The organism is Acanthopleuribacter pedis (assembly GCF_017377855.1).
Lineage (GTDB): Bacteria > Acidobacteriota > Holophagae > Acanthopleuribacterales > Acanthopleuribacteraceae > Acanthopleuribacter > Acanthopleuribacter pedis.
The window spans coordinates 43,635-66,514 of record NZ_JAFREP010000028.1; the positions used below are offsets into that span (position 1 = coordinate 43,635).

Genomic DNA, 22,880 nt, shown 5'->3' on the forward strand with positions numbered 1-22,880 from the left:
GGTGGTTTTGGCTAAACCTCTGGGCTACAACGGCCTGTAAAAATACTCCGTGCCGGCGGGTGCGGCTCCGCTTTTCCCAAACCATTTCACTCCAGATCTTTAGTGAAAATCCCTCACTCTTATCGCGCCTCTTAGGTTGGAGATTGACCGGAATCCAGATAAAATAGTCGGTATTCACCCTAGGAGTATCTATGTCAGCGAAGATTCTGGTTGTCGATGACGAAACCGATCTCGAGATTCTTATCTCGCAAAAATTTCGCCGCGAAATCAGAAAAAACGAGATTGCGTTCGTTTTTGCCCATAACGGGAAAGATGCGCTTGGCAAACTCAATGAACATCCCGACATTGACGTGGTGCTGACCGACATCAACATGCCGGAAATGGACGGCCTCTCCTTCTTGCAAAACCTGAAGGAATGGAACCGCATGGTGCAGGCAATCGTGGTTTCGGCCTACGGCGATATGGAAAACATTCGCGCCGCCATGAACCGCGGCGCCTACGACTTCCTGACCAAACCCATCGATTTCGACGATCTCAAAATCACCATTAAAAAAACGCTGGAACGGGTGGAAGAACTCAAATCGATGGAGCGAGTTCAGGAAGAGAAACGGCTGGCCCAAGAGAAAGCGCTGGATCAAGAACTCAAGGCCCAAGAAGCGCAACGCCGCCTGATTGAACAATTACGCAAACAAGACAAATTAAAAGACGAATTCCTGGCCAATACCTCCCACGAATTACGCACACCGCTCAACGGGATTATCGGGATCGTCGAATCGCTCTTCGACGGCGCCGCGGGTGAACTTAACGCCACCCTCAAGCACAACCTCAATATGGTGATTGGCAGCGGTCGCCGCCTCGCCGCCTTGGTCGACGACATTCTCGATTTCTCCAAAACCAAATCCGGCGGCGTCCAACTCCAGCGCTCGGCGGTCGGCCTGCATTTTGCCGTCGAGGATGTGCTCAAAATTTCCAAACCGCTGTTGGCCGGCAAAAAAATTGACTTGGTAAACGGCATCGATCCCGCCCTCCCCATGGTTAGCGCGGATCCTAACCGCCTGGATCAGATCCTCTACAATCTGGTGGGCAACGCGATTAAGTTCACGGAGAGCGGCACCATTACGGTCGAAGCCGCCGTCGAGAACGAACACATGAAAATCAGCGTGCGCGATACCGGCATCGGTATCCCCGAGGAGAAATTCGAGGACATCTTTAAAATGTTCGAACAGGTCGAGGTTTCCTCAACGCGCTCCGCGGGCGGGACCGGCCTGGGCCTCTCGATCACCAAAAACCTGGTTGAACTCCACGGCGGCACCATCAAGGTACAGGCCGAGGTCGGCCAAGGTTCCACCTTCACCTTCACACTCCCACTCAGCACGAGCGGCGAACCCGTCAGTAACCCGGAACGCGTGGTACGCATTAAACCGGTTTCCATTGCCGACGAATCCCTCGATTTCGCCAACATGGCCCTACAAGCCTTCACCGAGCGGGAATCGCGCATTCTCTGCGTGGACGATGAACCGGTCAACCAACAGGTTTTGGCCAACCACCTCACCCTACGCAACTACGAAGTGGTGCAAGCCATGAACGGGATCGACGCCTTGCGGCGCATTGAGGACGGCGAACATTTCGATTTGGTGATCCTCGACGTCATGATGCCGGGCATGTCCGGTTACGAGGTGGCCACCCGCATCCGCGACCAATACAATTTGGTCGAACTGCCGATCCTGATGCTCACCGCCAAAAACCAATCGGTCGACATGGTGAAGGGTTTTGAATGCGGCGTGAACGATTACCTCAGCAAACCCTTTGATCGCCGTGAGTTACTCGCTCGCGTCGATACCTTCCTGGCCCTCAAGCAGGCGATGGAACAGTATCGCGTCAAGCAAAATGAACTGGCCGATTTGGAAGAACGTCACGAGGAAGTAACCAAGTCGGAAGAAGCGGCCCAGCGTGCCGTTCGCAACAAAACCGATTTCTTGGCGATCATGAGCCACGAGTTGCGCACGCCGCTCAACGCCATCATCGGCTACAGTGAGATCTTGCACGAGGACTTGGAAAGCGATGATTTGAGTGGGTTCATACCCGACGTGGTCAAAATCCAATCCTCGGCCAAGCAGTTGTTGGGTTTGATCAACAACCTGCTCGACCTCACCAAAATCGAACGCGGCAAAATGGAGCTCTACGTCGAGCAATACAAACTGGCCTCGCTTATCGAGGAAGTGCGCACCACGGTGCGGCCGTTGGTCAGCAAAAACGGCAACAAACTCGATGTAGAACTGGGCCCCAACCTGTGCATGGTCATCGGCGACCTCACCAAAACCCGCCAAATCCTGCTCAACCTGCTCGGCAACGCCTGCAAGTTCACCCGTCGCGGTGCCATCACGCTGATCGCACAATGCGACAATGTCGATTGGATCACCTTGGCGGTGCGCGATACCGGCATCGGCATGACCGGCCAACAGATGGACCGCCTGTTCCAACCTTTTTCCCAGGGCGACGCCTCTACTTCCAAACACTACGGCGGCACGGGCCTCGGTTTGGTGATCACCAAAAAAATCACCGAAATGATGGGCGGCGAAATCTCGGTCACCAGCAAACTCGGCGAAGGCAGCACCTTCAAAGTCCGTCTCCCCAAAAGAGTAGAGCCCCCCCCACCCGACGACGAGGGGTAAAAAGGGTTCCAGGTTTCGTTCCCGCGTTCTTGGGTGAACGGGCCGGTGGTTTTACCGTGGTCACCCCCCAAGTCGCCAAGGATTGTTTCAGCGTTTCGCCAAAAACCTCAGCCCGGTCGTGAATGAGGTACGATCCCTCTTTCAGAAACCCGGGTCTTCATCAGTTTCATTGCGGGCGATCTGAACCAGCCACGCTTGCGTCGGCTCATCCACGATGCCGGCGACACGTATCCGTCTGGAGGCCAAATGCATCATCACCAGGTCCTGCTAAAGGGACCCGACGACACCAGCGCCCAAAGTTTTTACACCCATTACCATCCGCGCATGAATCGTTTTGGGTACCTACACGGCGCAAGCTGATTTTGTAAAAGTGACCATCTCGATCACCGGATTATCTTTAAAATTACGCGGGTAGTTGTAATCGTCCGTGTAGGTTGGCAGGAACCAGCATGCCGTTGATTTGATCAATCATGCATTTTTGGTTACCGGGCTTCGTTGGAAAACCGCCGATGCTCTAGACGATGCATTCCTTTATATGTGGGTGTGTTGTTATGGTTCGGTTTTGCTTTGCCTGGGTTTCGCTGTGCCTTGTTTTGTTATTCGCGCAGGCGGCGCCCACCGTGGTGCTTGAGCCTTCTCCCGCTTACACGCGCGATTCCGATGTCACCATCGCCGGGTCCGTCACACCCGCCGACAGCACCCTCACCCTCGGCGCCGTTACCGTGACCGTGCATCCCGACGGCTCTTTTTCGCAAAACCTCCCACTCCGCGACGGCGTCAACAACTTCTTTCTCACCGCGCGCCAACCAAATCCACCGCCCTTTCAGCGTACCGTCGCCGTCGTCCGCGATACCGAACCGCCCCGCTTGACCCTGACCCAACCCGCCCGCCCGCTTTTTGTCAACCGCACCCCCGTCGTGCTCGCCGGTCGCGTCGCCGACAACCTCGATGCCCAACTCACCTTGACCCGCGCCGGCAACCCCGTTCCCCTCGTCGACGGGCGCTTCGAAGAAACCGGGATCAGCCTGGAGCCGGGCGACAATACCTTTACCTATGTGGTTTCCGACCGTGCCGGCAACGTCGCCGAGGAAACCCTGACCCTCTCCTTTAACCAACAACCCCCGCAACCCACCATTACCGCGGCCAACCACCTCGCCCACGGCGACAGCTTCAACTTCCAGGTTACCTTTCCCGAACCCGAACACATCAAGCATTACCAGGTCCACCTCAACCAAACCCCCTTGCACGGTGCTGAAAACGGGGCGCCGTTCCAGCATCAACAGGTTGCCGACGGCGATACGGCGTCCTGGCGGATCGCCGTTCAGGCCGAGGACCTTTGGGGCAACCACGCCCGTGCCGAGCACCTTGTGCAGGTCGCTTTTCCCGCTTTTGGGTACGGCACCCTTTTGGATGATCGCGACAGCCGTCCCCTCGCCGGCGTCGCCCTGCGCGTCAGCAGCCCCTTGCAAAGCCAAGACCTCGTCAGCGGTCCCGACGGCGACTACCCATTCAACCTGACCGGTTCGCCCGTTCTGCTGGAGATTACCGACCCCCGTTACGTCACCGCCCGCCGCCGCATGGACACCCCCGCGGGCGGGGGTCGCCGCTTCAGCGATTGGCGCCTCACCCCGCGCGGTCCGCCCCAATCGCTGTCCGTGCCCTTTGAAACCGACATGTTGGACCTGCGCCTCAGTGGTTTTGCCGGTACGCCGCGCGTCTCGCCCTTCTCCCAACAGGCGCTCCCCGCCCCACTCGCGCTCGGCTGGACCCCGCTCGCCGGCTTTGAACTCGCCGAGGTCACCGGACCTGGCCGCATCGAGGCCGCCTTCCGCCGCCTACCCTATGCCGTTCCCGCCGGCGCCACCCTTTACCTGTTCCGTGCCGAGGCCGTCGGCTGGCGCCTCGCCGCCGTTTTGAGCGGCAGCTAAAGCGTCGCGCTCGACACCGAGGCCGGCGCTTTCTTGCTCGCCGCCGCCCAGCCCGGCACCCGCGCGCCCAACACCGGCGACCTTCTCCAACGGTCCGACGCCTACTACCTCAGCCACGCCCAACTCAGCACTTTGTCCATCGATCCCCCCGCCGTCTCCCTCCTCAAAACACCCCAAACCGAGGTCACCGTGACCGCCGCGCCCACCGCGCCCTCCGGTGCCTGGGCCCGCGTTCATGCACGCGAACGCCATCAGCACGTCGGCGGCACCGTCACCCTGCCCGAACACAGCCTCGACCTGTTGCTCTACCGCGATCCCTTCGACCCCGCCGCGCCCATGCGCGGCACCTTACCCGTCCACACCCGCCGCGATATTCAATCCGGGCAAACCCGAAGCGCCGTCGTGTTGTTCACCGGCGTCGCCTACCCGCCGCCCACCGGCAACTTCCGCTTCCAAAACCAAATCACCCTCGAAAACCTGACCCTGCAGCTCCCCGGCGACATCGCCCAACCCGTCAACGCCTTCGCCGACGCCCCCACCGACCTGCCCCTCATGAACGGCGCCGACCTGGCTTTTGGCTTCCAGTGGCACCTCGGCGCCGGCGCCCCGGCGCCCCGCCTGCGTTTCGAGCATCCCGCCCGAACCACGATGATCCTGCTGCGTCGCGACAGCGCGGATCGCTGGCTGTTCGTCGGCGCCCTGCAAAACGACGGCGGCGTCTGGCACAACAACGACGGCAGCTGCGAACTGGATCAAAACGGCTTTTACGCCTTGGTTTCACTGGATTTCGCCATCGGTCGTTTCAGTGGGCAAACCCTGTACGACAACCAAGCCCATCCCGAGGTTCTGCTTGCCACGCCTTCCCATCCATGGCGCGCATGGAGCGGCAGCGACGGTGGCTACCACTTTTTCCTGCCCGTTTGGGACCAAGCCCAAACCGTGACCGCCCACCAAAGCATCACCGGTTTCCACGCCACCCGCGCTTTTCCCAGCGTGGATCCCACCACCCAAACCGGCGTCGCTTTTAACCTCGGCCGCACCAACCTTCTGCTCGTGGCCCACACGCCCGAAGCGGGCGCGGTCGCGGTCCCGCCCTGGCGTTTCATCGACCTCGATTTCAGCCAACCCCTGCGCTGGGAGTCCGCCGATCTTGCCCAACACATCCGCCTCACCGGGCCGGAGGGCGCGATCCCGCTCGACTTCACCCGCCGCTTCAGCACCAGCAGCGTGCGTCTGCGCGCGCGCCAAGCCTTGAACCAAGCAACCACCTACACCGTCGACCTTGACCCCGCGTTACAGGCCGAGTCCGGCGATCTGCTCGGCAACCCCGTCCAATTCCAGTTCACCACCCACGCCCGCGCCGAGGAAACCCAACTGGACCTCGACGCCTGGTACCTCGCCCAAGAAAATGACAACCTCGTGCTGCACGCACCCGCCGACCGTTTCCCCAGCCGAAGCAAACTCACCGTGCTCAACCTCGACACCGCCTGGAGCAGCAGCGAAACCCTCGCCGCCGGCCCCCTCGCACGGATCATTGCCGGCAATCCCGGCCACCGCATCAGCGTTTCCGTCACCACGCCCGGCGGGCAAACCGGCACCCGCGTGTTGGACAACGTGCGGCTTGGCGACGACCGCGTCTTGCTCGGCAGCTTGCCGTTCCAGGTTCCTGTTGGTGACGGCTTAACCCTTGCCGTCGACCAAGTGGTGACCGGGGTCGGCCGCGAGCTGCGGTGGCGTGACCTTGACCCCGCCGAGGACACGCGTCTGCAAGGTCAATTGCCCGCGAGCCAGGCCAATCTCGGCACCGCCGTCACCGGTTTCATTTTGGAAAGCAGCGACGGCGGACCCGTTCCTCAAATCAAAGGCCGTTTGCTCGCCGACCTGAGCGCCCACGCCGCTTTGCTTGAAAGCAACCCGCAACAGTTCCTCGCCTTGCAAGGGATTACCGAAGGCGTGCAGGCACCCGCCGATCCCCGTCAACCCGATGTGCTTGCCGAGCACACCGTCGCCGTCTTCCAGGATGCCGTGCCTGTCAGCACCGCCGCTTCCGGCAAAACGGCCGCGACCTCCGGCAAACGGGGCGCCTTGCTTTATGCCTCGTTCCAGATGGGGACCCTCACCACCCATACCGCCTTCGCCCTCGCGCTGCGTTTGGCCGAACCCGAAACCTACGCCGCCGTGCTGACCAGCCTGCGCGACATCGTCACCCCGCCCGACGCCGCCGGGATCGATGAAGACGAACTCTTGTGGGCCGAGCCCCAAACCCTGCGACAGCGTGGTGGCGTAACCTATGCCACCATCAGTGGCGCACCCGTCTACGAGGTCGTCGGCAGCGGCGATGCCACCGCGCTGCGTTACGTCGGCAGTACCGGACGTGCTGGGGAAACACGGATTCTTTCGGGCGCCTTCACCGGGCGACCCAGCTACTTCGTGATGGACCCCGTCACCCAAGCCTTGACGAGCATGACCCCCGAAAGCCAGGGGCCCGTGATCGCCGGGATGCAGAGCATGCGCGCTTACGGTTACCTTAACTGGCCCGATCCGGGTAGCGTCGGCACCGTCAACCAAGACGTCGCCTTTGAATACGCTGTTGTCGACCTCAAAACCATCGAAGGCCGCACGCAACCCGAGGTGACCGTCAACACGAATGAAACCAGGCGCCTGGAGAAACTCGGCAAAGTCAAACTCGCCGAGAACCGCGCCGTACGGGTCACCCTCCGCGCCGCCAACAACCCTTTTACCGAGGTTCGTTTTGAGGCCGATTACCAGGACGGTGTGTCGGTGCCGCCCAACCAGTCCGGCACCGAGGTGGTGTACCGCTACGAAAACCTGCCGCGCGACCGCCCCTTCATCGACCTGACCATCCGCTTTGCAACCGATGTCAGCCAGGCCCGCGAACTGGAACGGCGCATTTGGTTGATTGGCGAAACCGGCACCATTGCCGACGATCCCGCCAACCCGCCCACTGTCACCGGCTCACTTCCTGCCGACGGGGATCGCGCCGTGCCCCTCTTTGATCCCATCCAAATCAACTTCAGTGAACCCGTCACCGGCGTTTCCGAGGCAAACATCGAACTCCGCGAAGAAGGGGGCGCCGCGGTCACCCTGGTGTTCGAAGACTTGGCCGGCGATCCCATCGACGACACCGACCTCGTCCACGAGGTGTACGTTCGCCCCGAGAAGGTCCTCAAGCTCGGCCACCGCTACACCCTGATCGTCAGCGGCGTGCGTGACCAAGCGCGCAACGCCTTGGTGGTTCACCGTGATGACGGGGTTTCGGATCGCTACACCGCCGTCTTTGCCACCCAGCCCATCGAACCCAAGCGCATCGATCAAGACGAAAGCAGCCAACGTGGCTACACCCAGTACCGCAACCTGTTGGTACAGGTCAGCCGGCGCGGTGGGTCGCGTGATCAGCGCGAGGGCCTGACCATCGAGGTGATTGAGCCTGGCAACGACCAAAAAACTTGGCAGGTGGTCGCCCGCCACGAACTCATCGCGCCCAGCCCGTTTTTCCCAAAACCCGCGCTGGTGACCCAGCAGGCCCTGGCGACCCCGGCAGGCGACGAACTCGCCGCGGTTGAGGGACCTTCCCGCAAGGCCGTCAAACAGTTACCCGCCGGCAGCGTTTTGGCCGTGACCTACTGGGACGGTAACCAAGCCCTCAACCGCATCTTCCTGCTGCGTTGGAGCGGGGCCTCCTTCGAAGCCATTGGCCACCACGCGCTGCCCTCGCCCGGCATCATCAACGACGTCATCGGGCACGGCCCCTTTTTGGTGTTCGGCCACAACGCCTTTGAATCCATCGGTACCCAAATCGGGCGCATTGAGGTGCGCGACCTGCGCGCCTACTTCGACAAGCTGGACCAACTCAAGGAACAGCAGGTCCACACCAACCTCAGCCCGCACCAACGGGCCCGTGCTTTTGCCGAGGCCGGCCTCGCCGCCCAATTCTTTTACCCGCGCGGCGTTTTCGACCTCGCGCCCTTCGTTCACACCGACACCCAACGCCAGGTGCTCGCCTTTAGCGCCGCCGCCGCCACCTTTCCCGCCGTCGGCCGGCTCGTGCCCGGTGACAACCGCTTCATCGCACCCAGAGACACCTGGTACGACCAACGGCTGTTGTTCCGGTGCCATTACCCCGTAATCGACGGCGTCACCCGGCCCGCGGAAGCCGGTAAACCCGGCCGTCCCGGCGGGTTCCGCCTGCGCACCGCCGTCCTGCCCCAAATCGGCCTGGTCGACCAGGGCAACGCCAAGGTCGTTGACCTGACCCTGTTCGCCGAGAACTTCGGCAGCGCGGATCGCGGGGATGCCAAGGCCTTGTTGCATTTTCTCGAAGTTCCCAAGGACCAGGACGGAAAGGACCGCGCAGAACCCACCCTGCCGCGGGTCAGCCTCGTGTTTGACGGGCGCATCGGCAACCTCGCCGCCGACCCGGATAGCGGCCTGATCGCCGTCACCTTCCAGGAGAACCAAAACACACCCGAACCCCTCAACGTGATGTTGCTCGACCCCCGCGCCGTCTACGCCGCCCTCCAGGACGATCCTCAAGAACCCATCGCCGTCACCGCCGACGCGCCTTTCGTGACCGCCGTGTTCGGGGCCGAGCTGGACAACGCCGTGGGCGACGCCTTGTTCTTCCATGAAGGCCACCTCTACTGGACCAACGGCAAAACCGATTTGGTGCGCCAACCCGTCAGCGCCACCCTGCGCCGTGAATTGGGTTGGTTGAGCTACGACATGACCGTTTGGAACAGCGACCCCCAGCAGCGCAACGCCGTGGCCGACACCTGGCAGCGCCAGGCCACCGTGGTGCTGCACGCCGCCGACATCGCCGCCGCCGAGGACGATCCCAGCCAAGGCCAAAGCGAGGCCGTCACCCGCGCCTTCACCACCGAGGTCGGCACCTTCCAGGTACAACTCTTTCCCGGCGAAGCCCTGGAACTGACCATGAAGTGTTTGGATCCCGATTGGGAACAAAGCTTTGAGGTCAAGCCGCTGAACCAGCCGCGTTTGATCAGCCTCAACACCCGCGAGCTCAGCACCTGGCTACAGGGACAACAGGAGATCCTGAAAACGCGCGGCATCTTGGCCTTTGAAATCGACCTCAGGATCACCTTGAACGGCCGAAGCAACCTCGCCAAGCAATTCCCCTTCGTGGTGCGTTACATCAACCCACCGGGCAACGATCCCTACCGCACCCACGGCGCCCTCGACCTGCTCAGCCGCACCCCGAGCGAGTTCGCCGTGGACGACGCCGTTTCCTCCGTTGACAGCCGCATCGACCTCAGCACCATGCGCTACCACCACGGGGATTTGCTCGGTTCCGTGGGCACCTTCGGCGTCGGCATGCGCGACAGCGGCGCCTTGCATTTGGGTTCCGCCGTTTGGTTCCGCGCGAAGGATTTGCCCACCCACATCACCGAGGACCGCCTCAAAGCCGATCAACGTATCCTCCTGGGGCAGCCAGGCTTGTGGCGGATTGAGGGAGATCTGAAGGAAGGTGGGGAACGGGTCGCCGTGCGTGACGACGCCCTCAGTAAACTCACCTACCAACAGAAAAAATGGACGCTCACCCATCGGGAAACCATGACGTCCACCTGGTACAGCAGCCAACCCTTGCCCGCCTACGAACCCATCTTCCGAAGCCTGAACAAAGCCGAGGACGAGGCCGATCCAAGCGCCGGCGGCATCGACAAAAAAGACCGCATCATTTATCCCTTGATGCGTTACCAAGCCGCGAGCGGCACACCCGGCGCCTTGTTCGGTCGGGTCATCGAGCGCGAGCGCAAAGATGTTCCTTGGTACAACCAATTCAAACGCGGTGATTTAGACCAAGGCGTCACCGATTTACCCACGACGCTGAGCGACCGGCCCAACGACGGCGGCGCGCAACGGCGCGTCGACCGCACCTACCGACCGCACCGCTTCGGCAACCTGCTGGAAGTCGTAGATCGGGCCGGTGGTTTGGTTGAATACGAATACGACAGCGACGCCTACCTGGTGTTGGTCCGGCAGAGCGCGCCGGACGGTCAAAACCGTGTCACGCGTTACCGTTGGGAAGACTCCGGCATCAAGGCCGGCGACCTCCCCATCAAACGCCTGATCGCCGTCGAACAAGATACCAATGACGGTCCCTTTGTGGTCGGTGCTTGGCAATATGCACACGCCAAAGGGATGACCGTGTCGGCCTTTCGCGATCCTTTCTGCAGCACCGACACCCCGTACACCTTTGAATTGGCCGGCGGCGAAACCGCGCGCGTGACCGTGCCTTCCTGCGACGGTGTCACCCCGGATTGGGTCGTCACCTTCGATGCGAGCACCCAACAGCGCCTCAGCAAGACGTGGTCACGGGGCGCCGCCGCGGGGACCTTGACCTGGGCGCGCTTGGCTTTTGACGGGCTGATCGAGGGGCGAACGGTGTACGAGCAGCGTTTGGTCGCCGACAGCTTCCGCGCGCAAAGTTTTGTCTACAACAACCGTGGTTTTGTCGCTGAATCCACCGGCGACGGCCTGCGCCAACGCACCACCTACCACACCACCGCCGGTTATCAGCATGTTCCGGCCACCTTTGACGTGGAACCGGGACAGGATCAAGCCGCCGTGAGCCTAAGCTATGCCATTGGGCCGGATAACCGGGTCACCATCACCGATAACGTCTCGCCAGGCCGACCCACGGTGGTGCAGCATTTTTCTTCAAGCGGCGTTCCGACGCGCGCCGAGGATGTCACCGGCATCGCAACCGGGCCCACCGATAGTTTGGGTTATTATCCGCGCGGCGGGCTGATTGCCGGGTCGGATGCAACCCATCTCGCGCTGAAGCTGACCCCGAACAAGGGGATGGTTTCGGAAACCCGCTTCAACATCTGGGGCGAACCGGTCGGCGGCAAAAGCTTGGGCGCGGAGACCACCCTGACCTACGACCGACTGGGCCGCTTGACACAGGAACGCCGGGGTTTGGGCGAGGTTGCCCGCCGGCGCGATTACGCGTACCGCTACGAGGACGGGCGGCGGATCGTCACCTTGGTGGACAGCGCCGACGGCAGCACCACCACGCTGAACACCGATCAACGCGGGCTCTTGCGTGCCGTGGTTGTGGTGGGCGGGCCCGCGCCGGGTTCGCGTACCTTCGTTTACGACGACCACGGCCGCTTAACCGAAAGCAGCGACGGCGACGACGCGAGCGACAAAACCACCTACCGCTACCACGGCGATACCGATGTGCTCACCAACGTCACCACGCCCGCCGGCTCCCTGGCCTACACCGTCCGCGCCGGTGCCGGTGTCTTTGTCGACGGCTTAACCGCCACGCCGGTCGTGGGCCAACCCGACAACGTGCCGCTCAAAGTCGACGCCCTCGGGCGCGTGGTTAAAACGCGGATGGACGGGGTCGGCACCGTGCGTTTGGTCTCTGATGCGTTTGGCAACCCGCTGAGTTTGCAAGGCGAGGCCGGCGGCACGGGTAGCGGCGGCGGTGTTGGCAAAGCCACCGGCCCGCGCAAAAACCAACGGATCTTGGTTGCTTGGACGTACCGCCCGGGCGCCGTCCAGGTCGCCGACAACCTCAACCAACGGGAAACCCTGACCAGGGCCGTCGACGGCTCTTGGCTGGATGTGGACATCACCGAAACGCTGAAACCCTTTGCGTTCGCGTTCAATACCCAATCCAAAAAAGGCAGCCTGCCCGTTCCCCATTTGGGCAACCTCGTGACCCAGATTCACCACCAGGTGCGCACCGAACTGGACGGCAACATCCTCGCACGGCGGTCACTGAATACCACCAGCGGCATCCAGCGGTGGACCGGTTTCGACGGCTTGGGCCGGGTGACCGGCTTTGAAAGTGGGAACCGCGGCCTGACCGCGAGCAATCCCGATACCGCAACCGACGGTGCGTTTCGGACCTGGACCGGCAGCGACGGGCGCGTCCTCGAGTTCACCCGCAACGCCGCCACCCAAACCACCAAAACCACGTTTGGCGGTCTCGAATCGGCCTACGGCTACGACGCGCGGGGCCGCCTCAACCAGAGCACCTCGCCACGCAAACTTATTCTGAACTACAGCTACCAAGGCGCAGGCGGGGTCATCGACAAAGTCGAAACCCAACATGCCAACCGCGCCGACGGACCTTTGATCGAAACCGATCCGGTCGCCGGCGTGAGCAGCGCCAACCGAACCCACCGCACCTGGCTGGGCGACGCGGTGAAGGTCGCACGGGACACGGAAACGCTCGGGGTGACCACCCTGACCCGCGGCGAGGCCACCGCGCGGATCGTCACCGACACCGATACCGGCTTGCCCGCCTCCTTCGCCACCTTCTCCGGCGAAACCAACCACATCTCCTGGCAAGCAGACAACCACCAGATGCTGCTGCAAGCACCCGACGGCACCACCGCCCAAAGTTTTTACAACCACTATGGCCTGCTGATCGGCCGCGGGGTCAACGACACCGCCGGCAACTTCACCCCGACGCTGGAGATCGTGCGCGACAGCGAGCAGCGCATCACCGAACTGTTCACCGCCACCGAGCAGCTCAGCTTCAGCTACGACGGTTGGAACCTGATCGGAGTTGAAAGCAGCGACGGCACGCGGGTGACCTACGCCTACGCGACCGGTCAAACACGACCCCACACCATCACCACGGAAAACGAGGGCAAGCAGTTGCAGGAAGTGGTGCTGACCTACCACGACAACGGCCAAGCCAAATGTGTCACCGTCAAACCCGCGGGCCGGGCCCCGGAAAGTTTCCATTACAACGCCCAGGGTGACCTGATCCGCCATCAACGACCGCATCAGGGATCAACCACCGTGTCTTTTAACGCCTGGGGTGCGCCGCAATCGCTGACCAACGCCGGTGAAACCTTCCAACTATTTGAGGAAGGCAACAGCAATCAATTGGCGTTCCCCAACAACGTTTCGGTGATGATCAACGAACGCGGTCTCACCGAATCGGTGGCGTATCCGGGCTTGGCGGCCAAGCGGTTCATCTATGACGCCGACGGCCGTTTGACCGGGTTATTCGAGGGCGCCGAACACCAGGCGCGTGCGCTCGAATGGGCGGACGGCCGCGTCGCGCGCATCACCACGACCCCGCCGGTATCGGACGTGACCGCGGCGGAATTGCCGGGGATCGGTAGCGAAACCATGGTTCCCGAGTACGACGGCAACGGCCGTGTCGTCGCTTTGGCCCGAACTCAGGATTCGGGTGTTGGGGCGTCGTCGCGGGAGGTGTTTACCTACGATCCTAGCTCCGGGGACCTGGGCCGCCTACAAAGTTACCAGGACGGCAACGGGGTGGTTCAGACTTATAGCTACGACCGGAACCATCGCTTAAACGGGATTTGGTTGGACGAGGGGCCCAGCTTCTATTTCGGTTACGACGACGCGGGTAACATGACCGATGTCGCCGCGGCGGGCATGCAGGTGGCATTTGGCGACTGGCAAAACGGGTACCCCACGGCCATGACCTGGGGCGACGGCACCAGCTTCTCGATGCGCTTGGAGGGGAGCAACCGCTTGGCGACGGTCCAATCGGCGGACGGCGGTTTTGCGCTTGAGCTGGGTTATGACGGGAGCGCCCAAATCGACGGATGCGACAGCGCGGCCGATTACATCGGCGGCAAAATCAGCCGGGTGACGCGGGCGGGCCCAGACCTGCGCGAGATTCTGACCCCGACCTACAACAGCAACCACACTTTGGCAAGCGTGGCCGTGGAACGGCACATCGGCGAGCGGGGTCCGCCGGGGCAAGAAGGCGAACCGGCGCCGGAGTCCGGCTACGAAACGCTGCGCTTCGATGAAACCTACGGCAACGGCGACAAGCAACTGCTGCAAAACCTGACCTTGGTCTTGCGGGACCAGGCCTTGGGCGATGGGACGCAACGGGGCGACATCCAACTGCGCCGACGGGTGACCACGGATCAAGCGGGCCCACGTATCGCGGCCCAAAGCGAAGCGCAAGCGCGGGTGCTCGGCCAGGCTGAGACGCCGGAGGTAACGCGCGGTCGGACCATGACCTACGCCGCCGCCAACGGCAACCTGGAACGCATCGAAGAAACGGACGGCACGGACACTTATTTCGTGTGGGACGGCGAACGCCGCCTGCGCGCGATGAGGAAGGACGGCCGACTGTTCACCTACGAATACGACAGCCGTCACCGCCGCATCCGCGCGACGAGCGCGGCACAAGCGTACCCGTTGGTATTTTCCTACCACGGCTCGAAGCTGATCGCGGTGGGTTTGGACCTGGGCCCAAAAATCGAGTGGACCCACGCCGTCGGGCACGGCCCCTTGGGACCGGCCTTCATCGTGGACTTGCGAGACGCGGCCAACAGCTACTACCTGTTCAACGACCACCTGGGCACCCCCTTCGCGTACAAGCGGGTGGGCGACGGAAAAGTTTTTTACACGCCATACAGCCCCCACGGCGAAAGCTGGTGGGACAGCATTCAAGCCAGGGACGCTACCGGAAGCGAAACCATGGCCGGCAACCAAGCCGCGACGGCCACCAGCTACGATCTCGGCAAGGGCTACGAGCGCCCAGCCCTCGGCATCTTCACAGAACCCTTCCTCGGCCTAAGCGGCCACAAGCGCGACGCCGACACCGGCCTAACCTACATGCACCACCGGTTTTACGACCCACAACTAGGCCACTTCCTAAACCCCGACTTCCGCGCCCCCAACATCTACGACCCCAGCACCTTCACCGAACCGTATGCGTTTGCCACCGGTAATCCGATGATGTTCTGGGATCCGAATGGGTTGATATCTGTTTCCCAAAGAGCCCAGATAACTGCCGGGGTTCTATGGGGTCTTACATATGACAATGCCGTTGGCACATTAAACATGATTAACTTTATGTTTAGATATGCATATATGTCACGCCAAGTTCGGTTGTACAAAAACTGGGGAAAAAGAAGAGCAGTTTTGAACAAACCACCCTTGCTGAATATAACCAGATTAACAAAGCGATTGATGATCTGATAGAAAAAGGAATCCTTAACGAAATAATTTCTGGTTTAGAAAGAAATATTAAAGAAGGTGCAATTAATGTTGACCAAGGGAAGTATTTTGAGGGAGGGCGAAAAGTGGCCCCGATTGTTGAAATATTAACAGGAGGTCTAGCTGTAGCTAAATCGGGAGCGAAACTCACAAAAGGGTTAGTTAAGAATGTTGATGATACTAGATTGATTTTTTCTGGGACAGCGCGAGAGTTCACATACCGAAGCATGTGGAAAACCAATCCAGGAGGAAGAGTGCGCAGCCTGGAAGAAGTTGAAGATTTAATTTCAAATGCAGGTGTAGTCAAACCAGACTATATTAGGTTCGAGATTGCTGACAATTTGCCATCCGATATATATGCAAAATACACACATCTTGAAATATCCACACGCGGCAGTTCTACAAAGGCAATTGTAGATGGCACTCCATATAACTCAAAAACACCTTTTGATTTAGAGCAACTAATGGATGAAAATGGCCAAATTTTAGTCCGGTTAAATAGAGAAATTCTGGATAGTGATGACAAAATACTTTCAGTTGTAATTCATGAGTTGCATGAAATTGTTTTTCTTGATAATAATTACTTCGACTCTCTCGAAAACCTCCGGTTTCAGTTCGTATGGAGGCAAAAGAGGTCGTCTGCCCATACAAAAGCAAATCAGATGGCAAGTGCATATTTTGAGATGCTAAAGGGTTTGAAACCAAGAATCGTGCTTGGCGATGAATTCTATTTTAACCCAGATATTTTCCCTCTTTTTCACAAAAGAGCAGGTCAAGCAACATGGAAGCCTTATGAGTGATTTTTCAGGAATATTGCAAACCAAAGGTAAATCTTATGATGTGGCAATTGAATTCAAACCATCTGTTGTGTCTGTTTCCTCGAGGAGGTTTATTTTAGAAGGTCGCGGTATAGAACGCCTAAGATTAGTTTTTAAGGATAGCGACTTTCATGGCTTGGATATTCACAAAGGCTGGTTGCAAAATTTTAACATCTTTTTTGTTTCTTTACTGACCTTTGTTTTTAATGGTGAAGCTGAAGAATTAGATCTGAAAGTGATGTATGAATTTGGCCGATATATTGGTGGCGGAATTATGAACAAGGAAGCTTTAAAACTTGGGATAATACTGAATGGAAATGAATATTCATCTTCAGGATCAACGCCATCGTTTTTGGCCGAGTTGCGCGAGCTTGAGAATGCGTTAAAACTACAAGGAAATGTTAATGCTTGTTTCAATTGCAGGCTGTCTGGTGTGAACCCTTTTACAGAGGATTACTCAGGTTCGATTCTATGTTTTAGAGCAATAAAGTCCACGTACTATTGCATTCAAGACGAAGGGAGTTATATCGAAGCTACTGATTTTTCAAAAAGAGTGTATGAAAACTTCCTTTGCAATGAATACGAGAGGCTTACATCTGAAGACAAGCGTTTTTTTGACGAATGAATCCTTAAAAACACTCGTAGTGCCTCAAAAATAGCGAGACCGACATTTCACGCTGAAATCCGCGCCATGGAAGGGGCGTCAGTCGTTCGCTTCGGTGAAACATGGCGAAAATTTTTTCGGGGAATGGGCTGTTTTTAATGCAAGGGATTCATTTGGACGCACTTCGGCCCTGGGCATCGGAACGAATAGACCTTGTTCCTAACCTGAAACGCGATGATAAAAGCTGAGCAGGCCGCCCAGCCGGGTTCGTCGCCGGATTTTGCCTTGTGATTGGCCCTGCTCGCCGGCGATCAGCCGGTTACCGAGGCCTTGATGGAGGCGTTCCTCATAGTAGTGGATCACGTATTCACGCAAAAGGTACTCAAGTTGTCCCTTGGAGAAAATCACGAAACGGTCCAGGCATTCTTCGCGGATGCTGCGAATCACGCGTTCCATGAGGGCGTTCAGGTTGGGTGAACGGGCCGGCAGTTTTACCGTGGTCACACCCGACGCCGCCAAGGTTTGTTTCAGCTTTTCGCCGATCACCGCCGCCCGGTCGTGGATTAGGTACGATCCCTCTTTTAGAAACCCGTGGTCTTCATCGGTTTCATTACGGGAGATCTGAACCAGCCACGCTTGCGTCGGCTCATCCACGATTCCGGCGATGTGGATTCGTCGTGTCGCCAGATGCATCATTACCAAGACATGCACGCGCTGGATGCCCCAGCCACGGGTCAGTTCCACCGTAAAGAAGTCCGCGGCAACCATACTCGACCAATGCTGCTCCAGGAAATGACGCCATGATCCAGCGCGTTTTGGGGCGGGGTTCAAACCGCCGTCCTCCAAAATCCGCGCCACGGTGTTTTTCGAAAGCGAAACGCCGACCTGCTTCAATGCCCCAAGGATCCTGCGATATCCCCAGCTTGGATTTTCCTCGGCCAAACGCCGCACTAAGGCGACGGTCTCTGGTGCAGTGCCCGGCTGACCTTGTCGTCGCTTGGAATCGGTTTTCTATTTTTGATGCACCAGCTTTTTATACCAACGCAAAAAGGTGTTCGGGCTGTAACTTAAGGTCGCGATGTCTTGCAAAAAATCATTCGGCACCGCCCGCGCGAGGATCGCAAGTCGCCGCCGCTGTTGGTCGGTCAAACGTTTGTTCATACCTTTATTTAATGAACGAATCGTTTCACGCTGAACCTGAATCAGACCCAGAAGAAAATCGAGGACGGCCTTCTGACGCGTTTCGACCTTCCCCAAAAACAATACCAACCACAAAATGTTCAGCCAGGACATGGGTACTCCTTGTGTTCACATCAAGGTGCATTTTTCTAAGTTGATTGACAACTAAAGGCAGTAAAAACAAGCCCGAAACCAACGCGGGGTGTTGCGGCGGGGTGTTGCGGCGGGGTGTTGCGGCGGGGTGTTGCGGCGGGGTGTTGCGGCGGGGTGTTGCGGCGGGGTGTTGCGGCGGGGTGTTGCGGCGGCGCGCAGCGGCGGGGTGTTGCGGCGGCGCGCAGCGGCGGCGCGCAGCGGCGCGTCGACCGCACCTACCGACATGGTTATGTAGCCGCTGAAATCCGCCTCACGATGCTTCTGACGGCTTTACAATTACAAATTGGCCGGCCCCAGAAAGCCAACCCGGTTTTCACCGCAATCAAAACCTACCGCGACGCAAATCAAACCTAAGGTTCCCTCAAAGGCACCGCATTTAGCCCGGCCAAGAACCGACGCGTCTCACCGTTGTGGTCACCCCACAGCAGGAAACCGGCGAGTTGGTTTTGGTCGCCCTCGATGATCAGTGAACCCGCTTCGGCCGTATGATCCGGGAACAAGGTTCCCAACAAAACCGTGGTTTTAGAGGCCGGCGCCAGGATCGCTAGGTTTTGCGTTGCCAGCAACGCGCCCGCATCGTCGTACAACCTCGCGGTCGCTGCTACCGGCGTCTCCCCGGTGTTTACCACAACCAAACCGGTCCACGCGTTTTCATTGGCGCGCAGGCGCGGGTACAACAAGCGGACCGCGCTTTGGTCGTCGCTTTGAATGCCGGCGAACAGCTCGTTGCCACTGGTCGTCGGTGCGCCGAACAGCTCATAACCGATCAAGGGTTGGGATGAACGGACCCGCACCCAAGCGGTGCCTGGTGGATATCGGTCGGGATTACCAAGCATGTTGGTACGGTCGAACAGCAAGGTTTCTTTTTGACGCGCGCCCAGGGACAACAGTTGCGTTTTCAGCAGGTTCCCCGCCGCATCGTAGTGTTCCTCGGTGATGTTCGCCGTCCCCTCCCCCACGTTGATGTACACCAGCCCGGTCCAAAACAAATCGGTATCGGCGGCGACGTGAAGGAAATGGAGGGTTTCAGAAGTTGTTCCGCGCAAAGCCATCGCCGCGCTTTCTTTTTCTGCCGGCACCCGGCTAAAACGTTCAACGGCGGTCAGGGGCACCTCGCTGACCAGCAAACCCCAATCGGTATTGCTCAAGTCGGCACCGAAAAGATCGGCCATTTCAAGCGCCTTGCCGTGGAGCCCTTGACCCAAGCCGTCGGCCTGGACAGCGACCCCGGCGGGAAAACCAGTCAGCCGGGTTTCGCCCGCGGCGGTCGCGGGGTTCAGCGCAAAAAGTGCGGTACGGAACTGGGCGGTATCTTTGGCGATATGGGGCATGTAGGTGGTGGTTGCGGGCGGTTGCGCCAACCAGGCCGAACGTGTTTCAGCATCGGACCGTTCGGCGAAAGCGACCAAGGGCAGATCGCTTTCGATGCGCACCCAACGCACGGCGGAGGGGGCCTGATCGAACCATTGGTCCATGGCTAATTCAACGCGTGCACCGGATGCCAACCGCGTCACCCGGGTACTGCTCTCAACCAAGGCCCCGGACGCGGTGAAGCCGTGCAGGCGCAGCTCCGTCTCAGTTTCGCCGGGATTGTGCACACCCAAGCGGGTGACGACACCGGCGCCGTGCCGCAAATCGCCCAGCAAGGCAACCTGTTCAGCGGTCGCATCCCCGCCGGCGGGCAACGGTTCGAGCAAGGGACGCAGGAACACGCCGTTCCCATGGGTGGCCAGCAACAGCATGCGGGTTTCGGGGTCGATGTTGAGATCGCCGACCAAAACCGCCTCGGGCAAACCGGCGGTGAGCGAAAACCAGGAAAAACCGTCGTCAAGGCTGACAAAAACACCCAGGTCGTTCCCTATATAAATGTGTTCGGGAAATGCAGGATCCAACACCACGGCGGTGGTGGGCAGATCCGGCAACAAGCCGCCGTCCAGGGCGACCCAGGTCGCGCCACCGTCGCGGCTTCGGTAGACATGGTCGGCGCCAAACCCTGACAAAACAAGGGTAAAGACGCGGTCATCGCGTGGGTCTACCGCGATATCCATCACATAGCGGTCAGGGAGGTTCGCGGTGATTTCGGCCCAGGTCTCGCCCCCGTCGCGGCTGGTAAACAGACGCATGCGCTCGCGGTCGGGCGCGGTCGCCGTGACCACAACATCGGCATTCCCCGGCGCAACCGCCAAGGCCAACAAGGGATCACGTCCTAAGGGCGAACCACCGTTACCCGCGCGCCAATTTTGGCCCCAATTGTCACTGACCCATACCGTGTTGCGCCCGGCGTACAAACGGCCCGGCTGAAGCGACGGCATCACCACCGGCGCGTTAAAGCTGGTGGTGGCGGCCGGCGCTTCCGGGTCACAGTCGGTGTCGTTGGGTGCACAAATCGGAGGCGCTTGAGCGATACCGCCGTCGAGAAAGGTCATAAAAGGCCCGCCGACCAGGACGCGTTCGGGGTTGCTGGGATCCAAAACCACATAGCCGGCCTCGTGGCCGACAAAACGCTGTTCCATCCGGCCGCCGTTTTCATCCTCAACCACCCAAAAAGAACCGTAGTGGTCTTGAACGGTGCCCACCAACTGGTTGGCACCCACGGCCGCAACCGAGGTGCCGTTGTAGAACTGTAGGGTTTGGTAACCGGCGTAGGCGGAAACCCAGTGGTTCCCGCCGTCACGGGTCATGACAATGCCTTGATCCGCGGCCACCACCATGAAGTTGGGGTCATGGGGCGAGGTAGCCATGGCGTGGAAATCGGCAAAGGAGCTTAGGCCGTTGTCAGGCGGTAAAAAATCAATGTTGGCGCCGTTGTCGCGGCTGATTTGCATGAACAAACCGCCCACCCACACATGATCGGGCCGGCTTGCGTCAACATGGGCGAAATGCGAATACCAACCCTGGTGACCCGAGTAGTCTTCCTCATTCACGACGGTCCAGGTGGCGCCCGCATCGGTCGAACGGCAAAGCCAAGTGGCGTTTTGGGCCGAGCCGTGAACACCGGCGACCCGGTAATCGTTGCCGATGGATGCAAAAACCAAATCGGGCTGTTGCGGGGCGGCGTGGAGGATGGCCTTGCCACCAAAAGATTCGGGCACGCCGTCGCGAATTTTTTGCCAGGAGCGACCGCCGTCCGTGCCGAGGTAAAGGCCGTGGTCGGCGCTGGCGAAACCGCCGCAAGCCGCGACAATGCGGCCCGCGTGATTGGGGAACACGACCAGGCTGGTGGCCATGGGCACGTCCAAACTGAGCGACCATTGACGCCCGCCGTCGTCAGACCGAAACACGCCCTCGGTGGTCGCGGCCCAAACGCGATCAGCAACCACGGGGTCATAGGCGATGTCTTGCACGCCGCGACCCTGCGCCTCGCGCCAGTCCAAAACCGGCCGCCAGGTTTCCCCGCCGTCACGTGATTGGAGAATGCCGATGCCGTAGCTGCCGCGGGTTTCCCGATGGGCCACACCGGGAAAGGTTTCTTTGTAGCCGTAAACTTCGCCGGTTCCGATCAGGATGTGGTCGGGTTGGTTGGGGTTGACGGCAATTGCGGCAACACCGAGCACGGGATAGCCGGTAGTCACCCGGCGCCACACGGGTTGGGTATCGGCGGTTTCGGTAACCCACAAACCGCCGGAGGCGGAGCCGGCATACAGAATATTGGGTTTCGTGGGATGAAATTCCAGGGCCAGGGTACGGCCGGCACGGAGGGCGGGCACGGATTGCCAAAGGGTCTCTCTTTTGTGTAACACCTCGGCGGCGGAAAGGTTTCGCCGCGCCGCTTGATACGCGCGATGGAAGCCTTGCTTGGGAAAAACCGGGTGAGGCCAGGCGCGTTGCCGGCTCCACGCGGAGAGGCCGTTGTAAGAGCCGGGCGTGCGCGGCCGCAAGGGCTCGGCTTGTTGGGCGGTTTCCGTTGCCGTTGGCGGAGACAGCAGCGCGGAACCGGAGAAAATCAACACGGCGGCGAAAATCAATGCAAAAAACAGCAGCATGGGACGAGATAGAGAAACCATAAAGAGAACCTTTCCAAGCGATCAAATAGCTTACAAAAAACTTCTTTAGCAAGTTCGAAGCCAACCGATGCGAGGATCGGTGTTCACCGGCTGCTCGGCGGAGGCCCCAAAAACAGGGACAACCGGGGGCGCGGCCTGGACAGGTGCTCGGTTACCAAAAACCAACTTATTCGGAAAAAAAATTAGGGAAATCCAACCCGCCGGCCGTTTGTATAGTCTAGGTGTTCCCGTTTGGCGGCGACGCAAAGAATACACGTCCTCATTCTTGCCAAAGTGTTCTACAATGGGGTAACGCATTCACAAAAATCGAATGATTGATCGATCTCGAGATCGCGGCATTCGAACCATCCCTCGCCAGATAAACCACCGGCTTCACCTGAACCACATCATCCTTTCTCGACACGGGCAGAGATTCTGATTGTGTTTTTTATCGATTGCGGAACGGTTGCTGACCGTTCATCGGTTGTTTTCCTTACCCCGTGTGCGCGCTTGAGCCCTGGGTCACTCAAACGCGGACGTCC

Annotated in this window: 9 protein-coding genes; 5 read left to right on the forward strand and 4 right to left on the reverse strand. The window is 59.6% G+C overall.

The genetic code is table 11. The features are described from left to right. The first annotated feature begins 191 nt into the window (after positions 1-191). From J3U88_RS25335 to J3U88_RS25355, 5 genes are all read left to right on the forward strand, one after another. Complete coding sequence (locus tag J3U88_RS25335; RefSeq protein ID WP_207861799.1) at positions 192-2,672, forward strand: ATP-binding protein; 2,481 nt, start codon at positions 192-194, stop codon at positions 2,670-2,672. Between the two features lie 551 nt (positions 2,673-3,223). After that, positions 3,224-4,600, forward strand: a complete 1,377-nt coding sequence (locus J3U88_RS25340) for a hypothetical protein (RefSeq protein WP_207861800.1) — start codon at positions 3,224-3,226, stop codon at positions 4,598-4,600. A gap of 33 nt (positions 4,601-4,633) precedes the next feature. Then, positions 4,634-15,583 (forward strand): Ig-like domain-containing protein, encoded by a 10,950-nt coding sequence (locus tag J3U88_RS25345; RefSeq protein WP_207861801.1) that lies wholly within the window; start codon positions 4,634-4,636, stop codon positions 15,581-15,583. A 104-nt stretch (positions 15,584-15,687) separates the two neighbouring features. Further along, on the forward strand, positions 15,688-16,401 hold the full coding sequence (locus J3U88_RS25350) for a hypothetical protein (RefSeq protein ID WP_207861802.1): 714 nt from the start codon (positions 15,688-15,690) through the stop codon (positions 16,399-16,401). Beyond that, positions 16,394-17,044, forward strand: coding sequence for a hypothetical protein (locus J3U88_RS25355; protein ID WP_207861803.1), 651 nt, complete (start codon positions 16,394-16,396; stop codon positions 17,042-17,044). The genes J3U88_RS25350 and J3U88_RS25355 overlap by 8 nt, the downstream gene beginning before the upstream one ends. Positions 17,045-17,242: 198 nt before the next feature. Here the strand turns inward: J3U88_RS25355 and J3U88_RS25360 are convergent, their stop codons facing one another. The 4 genes from J3U88_RS25360 to J3U88_RS25375 all read right to left on the reverse strand — a co-directional run bounded on the left by J3U88_RS25360 (position 17,243) and on the right by J3U88_RS25375 (position 22,359). Then, positions 17,243-17,854, reverse strand: coding sequence for an integrase core domain-containing protein (locus J3U88_RS25360; protein ID WP_207861804.1), 612 nt, complete (start codon positions 17,852-17,854; stop codon positions 17,243-17,245). A 180-nt stretch (positions 17,855-18,034) separates the two neighbouring features. Further along, complete coding sequence (locus J3U88_RS25365; protein ID WP_207861805.1) at positions 18,035-18,316, reverse strand: hypothetical protein; 282 nt, start codon at positions 18,314-18,316, stop codon at positions 18,035-18,037. A 51-nt stretch (positions 18,317-18,367) separates the two neighbouring features. Beyond that, the gene (locus J3U88_RS25370; RefSeq protein WP_207861806.1) at positions 18,368-18,580 is read right to left on the reverse strand and encodes a hypothetical protein; all 213 of its coding nucleotides are present in this window, start codon (positions 18,578-18,580) and stop codon (positions 18,368-18,370) included. 125 nt (positions 18,581-18,705) lie between these two features. Continuing rightward, on the reverse strand, positions 18,706-22,359 hold the full coding sequence (locus J3U88_RS25375; protein WP_207861807.1) for a WD40/YVTN/BNR-like repeat-containing protein: 3,654 nt from the start codon (positions 22,357-22,359) through the stop codon (positions 18,706-18,708). Positions 22,360-22,880 lie beyond the last annotated feature (521 nt).